At 59.1% G+C, this 12,960-nt stretch carries 10 protein-coding genes; 7 read left to right on the top strand and 3 right to left on the bottom strand.

Annotated features, from left to right (window positions below; translation table 11 throughout):
- Window positions 1-40: 40 nt before the first annotated feature.
- Window positions 41-1,573: an ABC transporter substrate-binding protein gene (locus tag WNZ14_RS11520; protein ID WP_342868796.1), complete on the bottom strand. Its 1,533-nt coding sequence runs from the start codon at window positions 1,571-1,573 to the stop codon at window positions 41-43.
- Between the two features lie 26 nt (window positions 1,574-1,599).
- Entirely contained in the window at window positions 1,600-3,174 is a 1,575-nt protein-coding gene (locus tag WNZ14_RS11515) for an NAD(P)/FAD-dependent oxidoreductase (protein WP_342868795.1), read from the bottom strand.
- 138 nt (window positions 3,175-3,312) lie between these two features.
- On the opposite strand from WNZ14_RS11515, the gene WNZ14_RS11510 reads away from it, so the two are divergent.
- From WNZ14_RS11510 to WNZ14_RS11480, 7 genes are all read left to right on the top strand, one after another.
- A complete protein-coding gene (locus WNZ14_RS11510; protein WP_342868794.1) occupies window positions 3,313-4,104 on the top strand; it encodes a cyclase family protein in 792 nt (263 codons plus the stop codon).
- Between the two features lie 27 nt (window positions 4,105-4,131).
- Entirely contained in the window at window positions 4,132-5,709 is a 1,578-nt protein-coding gene (locus tag WNZ14_RS11505) for an NAD(P)/FAD-dependent oxidoreductase (RefSeq protein ID WP_342868793.1), read from the top strand.
- Entirely contained in the window at window positions 5,706-6,197 is a 492-nt protein-coding gene (locus WNZ14_RS11500) for a MarR family transcriptional regulator (RefSeq protein ID WP_342868792.1), read from the top strand. The genes WNZ14_RS11505 and WNZ14_RS11500 overlap by 4 nt, the downstream gene beginning before the upstream one ends.
- 55 nt (window positions 6,198-6,252) lie before the next feature.
- Window positions 6,253-6,849, top strand: coding sequence for a VOC family protein (locus WNZ14_RS11495; protein WP_342868791.1), 597 nt, complete (start codon window positions 6,253-6,255; stop codon window positions 6,847-6,849).
- Between the two features lie 35 nt (window positions 6,850-6,884).
- Window positions 6,885-9,032, top strand: coding sequence for an indolepyruvate ferredoxin oxidoreductase subunit alpha (locus WNZ14_RS11490; protein ID WP_342868790.1), 2,148 nt, complete (start codon window positions 6,885-6,887; stop codon window positions 9,030-9,032).
- 3 nt (window positions 9,033-9,035) lie between these two features.
- A complete protein-coding gene (locus WNZ14_RS11485; protein ID WP_342868789.1) occupies window positions 9,036-10,619 on the top strand; it encodes an indolepyruvate oxidoreductase subunit beta family protein in 1,584 nt (527 codons plus the stop codon).
- 137 nt (window positions 10,620-10,756) lie between these two features.
- On the top strand, window positions 10,757-11,182 hold the full coding sequence (locus tag WNZ14_RS11480; RefSeq protein WP_342868788.1) for a PACE efflux transporter: 426 nt from the start codon (window positions 10,757-10,759) through the stop codon (window positions 11,180-11,182).
- A gap of 96 nt (window positions 11,183-11,278) precedes the next feature.
- Here the strand turns inward: WNZ14_RS11480 and WNZ14_RS11475 are convergent, their stop codons facing one another.
- Window positions 11,279-12,886 carry an ABC transporter substrate-binding protein gene (locus WNZ14_RS11475; RefSeq protein WP_342868787.1) on the bottom strand — a complete coding sequence of 536 codons (1,608 nt, stop codon included), beginning with the start codon at window positions 12,884-12,886 and terminating at the stop codon, window positions 11,279-11,281.
- Window positions 12,887-12,960: the final 74 nt, after the last annotated feature.

Raw genomic sequence — 12,960 nt, 5'->3', positions numbered from 1 at the left:
CCGCCACCCGAAGGCGGCGGCCCGTGCATTGGTTTGACGCTTAGGAAGCGCGCTTCATCAGATGCGGCAGAAGAGCGCCCGATGCATGCGGGGTGACTTCAACGCCCGACGCATGAAGGATCGGCTGCACATACTGCAGCAGCGGGATCACCAGCGCGTTGTCGGCAATGTACTTGTCGACCTTCTTCCAGCCGTCGATACGCTTCTCCTCGTCACCCTCGCCCCAGAGCGGGCCGATCATGTCGATGAGATCCTGTCCGTCCCACACCGAGTGAGGCGAAGGTCCAAACATCGCGAAGCCGGTCGATGTCGTCGGATCGCCGACCGAGTTGCCCCAGTTGTAGAACGCGGCAGGCGCCAGCTGGTCGGCTGCACGCAATTCGTAATGCTTGGCGATTTCGTAGACTTCGATTTCAGCCTCGATGCCGATCTTGCGCCACAGGCCGACAATGGCCTGGATCATTTCGTAATCCTTCGGCTTGAAGCCGCGTGTTGTCTGGATCTTGAACTTGACCGGGTTTTCCGGCGAATAGCCGGAAGCAGCCAGCAGTTCCTTGGCCTTTTCAGGATCGTAAGGAACCTTGATCGAAGCATCGTAGGCCGAGTACTCGGGAGTTTCCAACGTATCGATGGCAACGCCATAGCCCGAAAGCAGGCGATCAATGATCAGCTGCTTGTCGATCGACATGGCAGCAGCCATGCGTACGTTTGGATCCAGCATCACATCAATGTCGTTGAGGAAGATCATGCCGATGTCGGAAATCGGCGCTGCGGTTCCTGCAATGCCGTTTCCGCCCTTCAGACGGTCATACTCTTCATAAGGCATTTCCAGCGTCACATGCGAATTGCCGGATTCGATTTCGGCAACGCGGGATGCGGCATCAGTCACGAACTTGATGGTGACCGTTTCAAAGTCCGGCTTGCCGCCCCAGTAGTTCGGGTTGGCCTTCAGCCGCACGAACGCGTTGCGTTCGAACTTGTCGACCATGTAGGGGCCAGTGCCGATGGGCGCAGCTTCAAAGCCGTCCGCGCCGACCTTTTCATAGTACGCCTTGGGCAGCACATAGCCGGTCAGGAAGTACATCCACTTGAAGATGGTAGGCTCGAAACGGGCGACATCCGCGGTCACCATATTGCCTTCGGCCTTGATGTTGGCCAGCGTCGACCAGACGAACTGGATCGGGTTGCCGGTCTTCTCATCAGCTGCGCGTCGCAGCGACCAGGCCACGTCTTCCGCAGTGAACGGCGAGCCATCGTGCCAGGTCACGCCTTCGCGCACTGTCATCATCACCTTGGTCTTGTCATCGTTCCAGCCCCATTCGGTGAGCAGGCCCGGCGCAGGCGAAAGGTCAGGCTTCTGCAGGATGAACTGGTCGAATACCGACTGGTAAATGCCCTGGATGGTCGGGTTGACTGCCGAAGGACCGACGGTCGGGTCCCAGGACGGCAAATTGACGTTATAGGCGATGACAAGCTCTTCGATGCCCTGGGCAAACGAAGGTCCGGCGAAAGCGCCAATGGCAACTGCCGCGACCGTGCCCTTGAGCACTGTGCGACGAGAAATCTGATTCATGCTGTTCTCCCTGTTTTTTTGGGTGTTCATTTCCCGCCCAGTTTCTGGGCGAGCATATAACCTGCACCCGCTCCGGTGCCCGCCCCCGGCCAGACGCTTGCACCGGTGAGATGCAAACCCTCGACGGGGGTCTTTCCCGTGGCGTGGCCCAAGGCCGGACGAAACAGGAAATTCTGTGAAAGATGATGGCTGCCCGCAACCTGATCGCCGCCGACAAGGTTCGGATTGTCGGCCTCCAGGTCCAGCGGCGAAATGACAGCGCGACTGATTATCTTTGCTCGCGTACCCGGAGCATGCCGTTCGATGATATCCAGCGCACGCTCGGCATAGATGTCCTTGACCTCTGCCCAATCGGTCTGCGTGATCTTGCCCGCAGCGTCACCCCGGATCTCGCCCGGGACCATCCGCACCTGAACCCAGAGCACGTGCTTGCCCTCGGGCGCACGACTTGGATCAACGGTGGTCGGCTGACCAACAACGAGGATTGGCTCATCCGGCAACAGTCCGGCGACCGCCTGCTGATAGGTGCGCGCCATCTGGTCAAGAGACGGCGCGATGTGCACATAGGCAAATGTCTTGAGCTCTTCGCTCGCCTTCCAGTCCGGAAGGCCATCCAAGGCCAGATGAATCATCATCGTTCCTGGCGCATGGACAAACTTTGTCATCTTCTGGTCAAACCCGGCATCTCCGGAGCCGCCTTCAAGCAGCGACATCAGCCCGCTCGGCGCGACATTGGCGATGACCGCCTTTTTGGCCTTTATCTTCGTACCGTCGGCAAGCTCAACCCCGGCCGCCTTGCCACCCTCCCGGATGACCCGAGCAACCTTGCTGCCACAATGGACCTCACCGCCGGATGCCTCGATCTTTGATACAAGCGCCCGCGTGACCGTGTCCGCGCCACCTTTGCCGATGACCATGCCGAAATTCTGGTTGGCCATCGATTCGAGATAGGGAAACACCGCCCCGCCGGCCATGTCGGGCGCGAAATCAAGATGCATGCCCCAGGCCGCCATGGTCGCACGAACCTGATCGGATTCAAATGTCTCCGACAACCACTTGCGTGGCGTGGACAGCAACAGCCGCACAAGATCTGCAGTCCAGGAAAAGCCTTTCCGGAAAAGCGCCTTTGCCAACAGCTTGCCTTGTATATGCATTTGCATGGGATTTCCCAGCAAGGCAAAAACATACTCCGCAGTGCCCGGAAAATCCGCACACAGCTGATCCCACACCTTCGCGTCCGCTTCGGACAATGCGGCGATGCGTGCGCGCGTCTCGCCAGGGCCAGTACTCACACCCAGCCACTTGCCATCATCGAAAACACTGGCAAAACAATGTGAAGCAGGCGCGAACTCAAGTCCGCGCCCGATCAGATCCTCACCATAAGCCTTGAAAAAGCCTGATCCAGCAAAAAGACTGAGATTCATCGCCGCCCAGTCGTGGCGAAAGCCCGACTCGGTCAATTCAAGCGTCTTGATGGCTCCGCCAGCTGTTTCGGCCTGCTCAAACACGCCAACCCGCCAGCCTTTCGCGCCCAGATGGACTGCACAGGCCAGACTGTTCACGCCAGAACCAACAATTATCGCGTCATACTCGCTCTGCACCAAAGCAAATCTCCATTCGAGATTTATAATTGCAAATGCATATTATTCTGTCTAGCATCTATTTATCGCAGACACAGATCCCGGCCTACGGGACCTTAGCTGAAACCCAAAAACACGCCTGTCACAGGAGGATCACTGATGAACGCTGTAGAAACACTAGGTCATCTCGCCGGAATGCTGCTTGAGGGAAAAGTCGAGGTTGTGGACCTCTCCGGACCGCTCGGACCTGACACGCCACTTCTCCAGTTGCCAGAAGATTTCGCCAAGAACACGCCCAAGATCGAAATTCACAAGATTTCCGAATATGACAGCGACGGTCCGTTCTTTGCATGGAACTGGCTCAAGATCGGCGAGCACTCCGGCACCCATTTCGATGCGCCACATCACTGGATCACCGGGAAGGACTACGCTGACGGTTATACGGATTCCATTCCGCCACAGAATTTCGTTGCACCGGTCAACGTGATCGACTGCTCGGCTGAAGTGGCCAAGAACCCTGACTTCCTGCTCGATGCGGCTGGCGTTAAGGCCTGGGAAGCCAAGCATGGCGAGATCAAGCCCGGCGAATGGGTGGTGATGCGCTCCGACTGGGACGCCCGCGCAGGTGATGAAGCGGCCTATCTCAATGCCGACGAAACCGGTCCGCATTCGCCTGGCCCGACAGTCGACTGCATTCAGTACATCCTGTCGAAGGGCGTGATTGGTTGGGGCAATCAGTGCATCGGCACCGACGCCGGCCAGGCCGGCGGCATGGAGCCGCCCTACCCTGCGCACAATCTGCTGCATGCGGCCAACAAGTACGGCCTCGCCTCGCTGGCAAATCTTGACAAACTCCCGCCCAAGGGCGCGATCCTGATCGCTGCGCCGCTGAAGATTGTCAAGGGAACCGGAAGCCCAATCCGCGCCATGGCGCTGGTTGCACGCGGCTAAGGCACGTCCCAGCCGGAGACCAGGACAATGGCAGATTTTGACCACATCATTGTGGGCAGCGGGATCAATGCGCTCGTTGCTGCGGCCATGCTTTCCTCAAAAGGGAAACGCGTGCTGGTCCTCGAACGCGCAGACCGTTTCGGCGGCTGCCTGCGCACCGAGGAAATCACCTTGCCGGGCTTCCACCATGATGTCATGGCGGCAACCTTCGTGCTTTTCCTTACCTCCCCCGCCCATGCCGCGCTCGGACCTGATCTGGCGCGGCATGGTCTGGAGTTCTGCCATACGCCGCACCCGACTGCGGTGCTGCGGCCTGACGGCTCCTCGCTGGTCATGACCACCGACCGGGCCGCCAATATCAAGACCTTCAATGCGCTCTCGGCCGGTGACGGCGATAGGCACGGCGCCGATGTCGGAGCAATCGAGGCAGACGCACCGTTCCTGTTCGCCCTGCTCGGCGGAGAGCTCTGGAGCTGGCCGACAGCCAAACTTCTGGCAAGTCAGGCCTGGAAGCGCGGACTTCGCGGCCTCGCCGCCTGGATGGGACAGGCCCTGCGGCCGACCCGTGCCTGGCTTGAAACCACCTACGCCTCACCAATGCTGCAAGCCCTGTGGGCACCATGGGCGCTGCACACGGGCCTGACCACCGAATCCGCCTATGGCGGCCAGATGGGCAAGGTCATTGCCTTCGCATTGGAAGCGGCAGGCGCTCCCGTGGTCAAGGGCGGCGCCAGTCAGGCAGTCGCAGCATTCAAAGGGTTGATCGAGGAAAAAGGCGGCGAATTGCGCGCCAATGCCGATGTCGATCAGGTTCTTGTGCACAATGGCAAGGCATCCGGTGTCAGGCTTGCCGACGGAACCGAGATTTCCGGTACCCATGTGATTTGTTCAGTCGCGCCCGGACAGCTTTACAACCGGCTTTTACGCGACGACACCAAAACACTTCCTGACGCAGTTAAATCCGACCTGAGCCAGTTTCGTCATGGCCGGGGCAATTTCCAGCTACACTACGCCATTGATGGCCCGATCCGCTGGAAGACTTCTGGTCTGGACGACGTCGCGCTCATCCATCTGGCCGAAAGCATAGATTCCGTTTCCAAATCCTCCAACGAGGCCGAGCGCGGAATGCTGCCGGTGGCACCGACCATCTGCGTTGGCCAGCCACACCGCCTTGACCCAACACGATGCCCGGAAGGAAAGTCTGTCCTCTGGCTGCAGATTCCCGATGCACCTCGCAGCATCAAGGGCGATGCCGCAGGTGAGATTGCCACCGATGGCGTCTGGAGCGAAGCCACCCGCGAAGCCTTCGCCGACCGCATCGAAGCGATCCTCGCCGCCCATATCGAGGGATTTTCCGGCAGCGTTCTCGCCCGCAAGGCTTACTCTCCGGTCGATCTCGAAGCCATGAACATCAATCTGGTAGGCGGCGATCCGTATGGTGGATCCTGCGCATTGGACCAGTTCTTCATCTGGCGGCCATTCTCCCATAGCCAGAACAACGCTACCGCGGTTGAAAACCTGCACCACATTGGCGCCTCGACCCATCCGGGCCCCGGGCTCGGTGGCGGCTCGGGCCTCCTGCTTGCCAAGAGGTTGGGCGGATGAACGAGATCGATACCCCGGAAATCGAAAAGTCCCAACCCTTGCAGCGACTTGGCGAAATCGGCTTGTCCAATTTCGCCCCCTATCTGATGAACAGGATCATGGGCCGCTACAATGCAGAGCTGCGGCAGGAGATGACCGATCTTGGGCTGACGACGCCGAAAATGAGGGCACTTGCGGTGCTCTCGGTCATCGACGCGCTGCCGATCAGTGAGCTTGCAGTCTATGCCGTGGTCGAACAGTCAACGCTCAGCCGGGCACTTGAACAGCTTGTTTCAGATGGGCTCGTCCGGCGCGATCCAGATGCAAACGACAGTCGAGTGACGCGGATAGGCATAACCGAAACTGGACGTGCAGCACTTGATCAGCTCTGGCCATCCATGGCGCGGAACTATGCCGAGATGTTCAAGGGCATTTCCGATGAAGAACGACAGGCCTTCGTCACCACTTTGCAGAAGATGCTCAAGAACATCAGAAAACACGACTTTTGACCGGCTGAATACACCGCATCAACTTAACCCAACCAATCAACCCAGGAGAAGTCGAATGAAGCATTGCATTCTAGCTGCCGCCGCTATTGCCTTGGCCGTAGGGACTTTTTCCGCCCAGGCAGACACGCTGCCCGGTGTAAGGGGTATCAATCATATCGGGTTGACCGTTCCTGATATCGCCGAGGCCGAAACCTTCTTTTCCGATGTGCTTGGATGCGAGAAGGCCACTTCATTTGGCCCCTACCGTGATGATACGGGCAACTTCATGAAGGACCTGCTTGATGTCGACCCGCGGGCCGTTGTCAACCAGATCACTCTGATGCGCTGCGGTTTCGGCAGCAATATCGAACTGTTCGATTACGACGCGCCCGACCAGAAGACGGTCACGCCGCGCAACAGTGATATAGGCGGACGTCACATCGCCTTCTACGTCGATGACATTGACGCAGCCGCGGCCTACTTCAAGGACAAGGGAATCCGCACTTTGATGGGTCCCTTCCCGGTCAACGAGGGTCCGGCGGCAGGACAGTCGATCATCTATTTCTTCGCGCCATGGGGCCTGCAGATGGAGGCCATCTCCTTCCCCAATGGCATGGCCTACGAAAAAGACGGGGGACCGGTTCTCTGGTCCAACACCGAACCGGCCAAGTAAGGCCGGATCCAGATTCAAGCAGTTAGAGGTGCCAGATGGCTGAACGTTCATTCGCCAAGGAAGTCCAGAAACTCAAGGTCGGTGAAGGCGAAACCTTCTCCGGCGAGGGTATTCTGGCGCTGACGAAAGCGCTGCTTGAAGCCGGCGTCGGCTATGTCGGCGGCTATCAGGGTGCCCCGATCAGCCATCTCATGGACGTTCTCGCCGACGCCGAGGAAATCCTGACCGATCTTGGCGTCCGCTACGAGGCCAATGCGTCCGAAGCCGCTGCCGCTGCGATGCTGGCTGCTTCGGTGCATTACCCGATCCGCGGCGCAGTCACCTTCAAGGGCCCGGTCGGCGTCAACGTCGCTTCCGATGCTCTGGCCAATCTGTCGTCTTCGGGCGTCACCGGCGGAGCGCTGGTCATCATCGGCGAGGATTACGGCGAAGGCTCCTCAATCATGCAGGAGCGCAGCCACGCGTTTGCGATGAAATCGCAGATGTGGCTGCTCGACCCGCGCCCCAACCTGCCTTCCATCGTTCAGTCTGTGCATCAGGGCTTTGAGCTGTCCGAGGCCAGCAACACTCCGGTCATGCTGATGGTGCGTATCCGCTCCTGCCATGTCACCGGCAGTTTTGCAGCCAAGGACAACAAGCGCCCGCCCTTTACCGTCAAGGATGCGCTTGCCAATCCGCGCAGCGATTACGCCCGCGTCGTGCTGCCGCCGATGTCCTATCTGCAGGAACACGACAAGATCAACAATCGCTGGCCGGCAGCACTGAAATACATCGTCGAGAACAAGCTCAACGAGATGTTTGGCCCCAAGGAAGCACCGGTCGGCATTGTGCTGCAGGGTGGCATGTACAACAGCGTGATCCGTGCGTTGCAACGCCTCGGCCTGGCTGACATTCACGGTGACACGGAAGTCCCGCTCTACGTGCTCAACGTCACCTACCCGCTGGTTCCTGACGAGTTCTTCGAGTTTTGCGAAGGCAAGTCTGCGGTTCTGGTGGTCGAGGAAGGCCAGCCGGAATTCATCGAACAGGCTTATGGCTCAGCACTCTACAAGGCCGGAAAGACGATCAGCCTTCACGGCAAGGACATGCTGCCGATGGCCGGCGAATACACCGGCCAGGTGATGCTCGACGGTATCGAGGCATTCCTGAAGAAAGCGGCCCCCGAATTGCTGCCGGCGCGCCTGCGTGCGCCCAACTCCGACCAGAAGCCCGCTCTCCCCGATCTGTCCCAAACCGTGCCCATGCGCCCCCCGGGGTTCTGCACCGGTTGCCCGGAACGGCCCATCTTTGCCGCTCTGAAGATGACCGAGCAGGAATTCGGCAAGCACCAGATCGCAGGCGATATAGGTTGCCATCTGTTCGCCAGCCTGCCGCCCTTCGAGATCGGTGGCTCGACCATGGGCTATGGCCTGGGCCCCGCCTCCAATGCTGCGTTTGATGGCGGCGGCGACAAACGCTCGATCTCCATCCTTGGCGATGGCGGCTTTTGGCACAACGGCCTGTCGTCCTCAATCGGCAACGCGGTCTACAACAAGTCCGATGGCGTCATCGTCATTGTCGACAATTTCTACTCCGCTGCCACTGGCGGCCAGGACATCCTGTCATCTCGCGCAGACAATCCGACAAAGGCCACCGGCCATCCGATCGCCGACGCGGTCAAGGGTGTCGGCGTCACATGGGTACGCCAGCTCGACCGCACCTATGATGTCCCCAAGATGCGGGAAATTCTGACAGAGGCGCTGACCACCGATCATGTCGGCCCCAAGGTCATCGTCGCCTCGTCGGAATGCATGCTCAACAAGCAGCGCCGCGAGAAGCCCTTGATGAACAAGGCGATCAAGGAAGGACGTCGGGTCGAGAAACCACGCTTCGGCATCGATGAAGACATCTGCACAGGCGATCACGCCTGCATCCGCCTCTCCGGCTGCCCGTCATTATCGCTGAAGAAGCTCGACGATCCGCTGCGGGATGATCCTGTCGCCAGCATCGACCAGAGCTGCGTCGGTTGCGGCAATTGCGGCGAAGTGGCCGATGCCGCGGTGCTCTGCCCTTCATTCTTCCGCGCCGATGTTGTGCACAATCCGGGCTGGCTCGAACGCACGCTCGGCTCATTCACCAGCCGCACCATTGCCTGGCTGCAAAATCGCCGCTCGCGCGGCCGCATCGAATTCGTCCGGATCTGACCCATGGCACTCAACACCACATCCGAATTTAGTCCCAAGCAGCAAGATCCCGCACTTGATCAGATCATCAAGCTGGCGATCATGGCCGTCGGCGGTCAGGGCGGCGGCGTGCTGACCAACTGGATCGAGGATTGCGCCCACCGCAATGGCTATGTCGTTCAGGCCACCTCGGTTGCTGGCGTGGCCCAGCGCACCGGCGCCACGATCTACTACATGGAAATGGCCCCCGCTCAGGAGCGTCTGCCGGTGTTCTCACTGTTGCCGGCAGCCGGCGACGTCGACATTCTGGTTGCTGCCGAGATGATGGAGGCAGGACGTGCCATCATGCGCGGTTTCGTGACCCCGGACCGCACCACCCTGATCGCTTCATCCCACCGCGCGCTGGCAGTGTCGGAGAAAATGGTGCCGGGCGACGGCATCGCCGATTCCGAGGAAGTGATCGCAGCGGCTGAAATCTCTTCCCGGAGGTTCATCGCCTTCGACATGGAGAAAATGGCGGTCGATGCCGGATCGATGATCTCGGCAAGTCTGTTTGGTGCCCTCGCGGGCTCTGGGGCATTGCCGTTCGACCGTGAGAGTTTCGAAGCTGCGATCAAGGCCTCCGGCCGTGGCGTCAATGCCAGTTTGCGCGCCTTCGCATCAGGGTTTGAAGCTGCAGCCGGCGGCCGGGTCGAACGCCCTCAGTCAGGAAACACCAAGACGGCAGCGGGCAACACACCCGCAGGTCCCGAGCACCTGATTGAAAAATGGAACGCGCTTGAAGCCCGCGCCACCGCCCTGCCCGGCCCCGTGCGCGACATGGCTCTGACCGGCCTGCGCGCGGTGGTGGATTTTCAGGACCTGGATTATGGCAAGGAGTATCTCGACCGGCTCGAAAAGGTGCTTGGCCATGACGATGATGCCAAGGGTCACGAACTGACCCTTGAGGCCGCCAAGTACATTGCCAAGGCAATGGCCTATGACGACGTCTTCAGAGTAGCCGACCTCAAGACGCGTGGCAGCCGCTTTGCCCGTGTGCGCACGGAAATAGCCCCGGCCCAGGGCTCGCAGATGAAACTGACAGAATTCATGCACCCGCGTGCCGAAGAGATCGTCGGCATGATGCCGTCCGGGTTGGGTCGGCGACTGTCGGGCAGCCAGAGCGCAATGCGGTTGGTTGACAAGATGGTCAACAAGGGGCGTCGCCTGCGGACAGACAGGCTGTTTCCCTTTGCCCAGCTCTATGTGCTTGGCGGACTTCGAAAGTATCGTCGCGGCACCCTGCGGCACGCAATCGAGACCGAACATATGGAAGGTTGGCTCGAGAAGGCGCTCGGCTATCGCAAGATCGATTATGCGCTCGCGGTCGAGACCTTGCGCAACCGCCGCCTGGTCAAGGGGTACTCAGACACCCACACGCGCGGGCTGTCAAAATTCGACCGGGTTATGGACGGCGTGGCCTTGCTCGCAGGCCGTGACGACGCTGCCCATTGGTGCCGTTTGCTGCGCGAGGCCGCTCTTGCTGATGAAAAAGGCGATCAGCTTGAAGGCGCACTCAAAACCGTCCGCTCCTTTGCCGGGCAGCCCGAAAACGCGCTGCAAAACTGAAGCCGGAACAATTGCTAATATGGACAAGAATTGTTCCGCTACCCCATGACTTGGTCTTGGGTGACAGGGTAGACAATGACGTCCTCCAGGCCCGGTAAGTATGATCGGGATGACCCGGTGATGATGAGGGACTTTCCATGCGAACCACCGGGGACAGGATCCGCCACGCGCTGAGTTTTGAAATCATTGCCCTCGTGCTGATTACACCGCTCGGAGCCTGGGTCTTCGGTTTGTCTCTCGACACAATTGGCGTAGTCGCCGTGGTCAGCGCCACAATCGCCACCGGCTGGAACTATCTTTACAATCTGATATTCGACCACGCCCTGCTCAAGATTACCGGGGATCCGCGCAAGTCTGTTGCCATGCGCATTTTCCATACCCTGCTGTTTGAAGGCGGACTGCTTCTCATTCTATTGCCGTTCATTTCCTGGTATCTGGGCGTCAGCCTGATCGAGGCATTCCTGATGGACGTCTCCTTCGCGGGATCTTACCTGATCTACACATTCATCTTCAATTGGGCTTACGATCTGGTGTTCCCCGTTCCGGCAACACCCGGTTCCTGAGGCCGGGCACACTGGCAAGCGGTTGAACCAGTTCCCAAAAACGAAAACGGCCGCGGATCGCTCCGCGGCCGAATTCTAATCAGTCAGGGCCTGAGATCAGGCAAACCACCAACGTTCGGCAAGCTTGTTGCCGTCGCTCTGCCAGTTGGCAGCGACTGCCTCGTCATGTGCAAGGCCCTTGCCATGGGCGTGAATAAAGCTTGCCCACATGGCGATGATGGCGCCGCCATCGTCCTGAAGAAGCTTCTGCGCTTCCCAGTACTGGTCCTTGCGCTTGGCTTCGTCGGTTTCCGAACGCGCCATGACCACCAGCTTGTTGAACTTGTCGGCGGACTCGCCGTCTTTCCAGGCGGTATCGTTCCATTCCGTATCCGACGTGTAGGCTGCCGAATACATCCAGTCCTGGGTCGGACGACCGCCCCAGTAGCAGGCAGACCAAGGCTTCTTGTTCCAGACGTTGGACCAGTAGCCGTCGCTCGGCTCGCGCACCAGTTCGATCTCGATTCCGGCTTCCTTTGCCGAAGCTGCAATCAACTGAGCTGCATCGACAGCGCCCGGGAAGGCAGCGTCAGAAACAGACAGCTGGATCGCACCCGAATGACCCGACTTCTTGTAGTGTTCGGCAGCCTTTTCGGCGTCGAAATCATGCACCGGCAGTTCGGTGTTCAGGAACGGCATCGAAGCATTGACCGGTACGTCATTGCCGGCTTCACCGTTTCCGAGCAGGATCTTGTCGACAAGCTCCTGACGCTTGATAGCGTATTTGAGCGCCATGCGCAGATCGTAGTTGTCGAACGGCGCTGCATTGACGCGCATCGGGAAGGTGAAATGCTGCGTGCCGTTGGTCTTGAGAATATCAAGCGTCGGCACCCGGCCAAGCAGGGCAACCGTCTTCGGATCGACATTGTCGATGAAATCGACATCGCCGTTCATGATGGCGTTCTGACGCGCCGTCGTGTCCGAAAGGGTGATCATCTCGACTTCGTCAAAATGCGCACGGCCTTCCTTGAAGTAGTTGGGGTTGCGCTTCATCAGGATCCGCACGCCCGGCTCGTAATTCTCGACGATGTAACCGCCAGTACCGATCGGGCTGTTTGCATCGCCAATCTTGCCGTCTTCCGAAGGCATGATCATGATGTGGTAGTCAGAGACGATGTAAGGAAAGTCTGCATTGCCGCCTTCGAGTTCAAAAACGATCCGGTTTTCGCCGTCCTTCTTGATCTCCTTGACCGCGGAAAGAAGGCCTTTGGCGGCCGACTTGGAATTTTCGTCACGGTGATAGTTGAATGTGGCGATGACATCATCGGCAGTCATGGTCTTGCCGTTGTGGAACTCAACACCCTTGCGCAGGTCGAACATCCAAGTCTTTGCACCATTGGAAGGTTCAAAAGCTTCCGCAAGTTCCGGGATCAGCTTGCCGTCGTTGTTGATTTCGGTGAGGTGGTTGCCGCGAGCGTAAACGATTGCCTGCGTCATGCCATTCTCAGAGGTGCCTGCATCCAAAGCGTCCGTGGTCGAGCCGTAGGATGAACCAAGGCGCAGCTTGCCGCCCTTCTTGGGTGTTGCCGCGAGCACATCCGTCGCCAGCGTCATTGCAGAAGGAACTGCCAGGCCGGCTGCAATCGCAGCCTTGATGAACTGCCTGCGGCCAATCTGACCTTCGCTGAGCCAGCGCGCTTGTTTTTTCAGATACTCATCTCTCATGGTACGTCTCCGTTGGTTCCCAAATTTTTGGACTTGCAGCGTAGCGCGTTACGCGACGCCGTTGAGGATTTCCC

The sequence above is a fragment of the Hoeflea sp. AS60 genome (assembly GCF_038900115.1).
Taxonomy (GTDB): domain Bacteria; phylum Pseudomonadota; class Alphaproteobacteria; order Rhizobiales; family Rhizobiaceae; genus Hoeflea.
This window is presented reverse-complemented; position numbering and strand designations above follow the sequence as displayed.

What these genes read in the sequence shown, in the direction of transcription:
- WNZ14_RS11520 (WP_342868796.1), bottom strand. Translation starts at nt 1,573, where the DNA reads ATGAATCAGATTTCTCGTCGCACAGTGCTCAAGGGCACGGTCGCGGCA.
- WNZ14_RS11510 (WP_342868794.1), top strand. Translation starts at nt 3,313, where the DNA reads ATGAACGCTGTAGAAACACTAGGTCATCTCGCCGGAATGCTGCTTGAG.
- WNZ14_RS11505 (WP_342868793.1), top strand. Translation starts at nt 4,132, where the DNA reads ATGGCAGATTTTGACCACATCATTGTGGGCAGCGGGATCAATGCGCTC.
- WNZ14_RS11500 (WP_342868792.1), top strand. Translation starts at nt 5,706, where the DNA reads ATGAACGAGATCGATACCCCGGAAATCGAAAAGTCCCAACCCTTGCAG.
- WNZ14_RS11495 (WP_342868791.1), top strand. Translation starts at nt 6,253, where the DNA reads ATGAAGCATTGCATTCTAGCTGCCGCCGCTATTGCCTTGGCCGTAGGG.
- WNZ14_RS11490 (WP_342868790.1), top strand. Translation starts at nt 6,885, where the DNA reads ATGGCTGAACGTTCATTCGCCAAGGAAGTCCAGAAACTCAAGGTCGGT.
- WNZ14_RS11485 (WP_342868789.1), top strand. Translation starts at nt 9,036, where the DNA reads ATGGCACTCAACACCACATCCGAATTTAGTCCCAAGCAGCAAGATCCC.
- WNZ14_RS11480 (WP_342868788.1), top strand. Translation starts at nt 10,757, where the DNA reads ATGCGAACCACCGGGGACAGGATCCGCCACGCGCTGAGTTTTGAAATC.
- WNZ14_RS11475 (WP_342868787.1), bottom strand. Translation starts at nt 12,886, where the DNA reads ATGAGAGATGAGTATCTGAAAAAACAAGCGCGCTGGCTCAGCGAAGGT.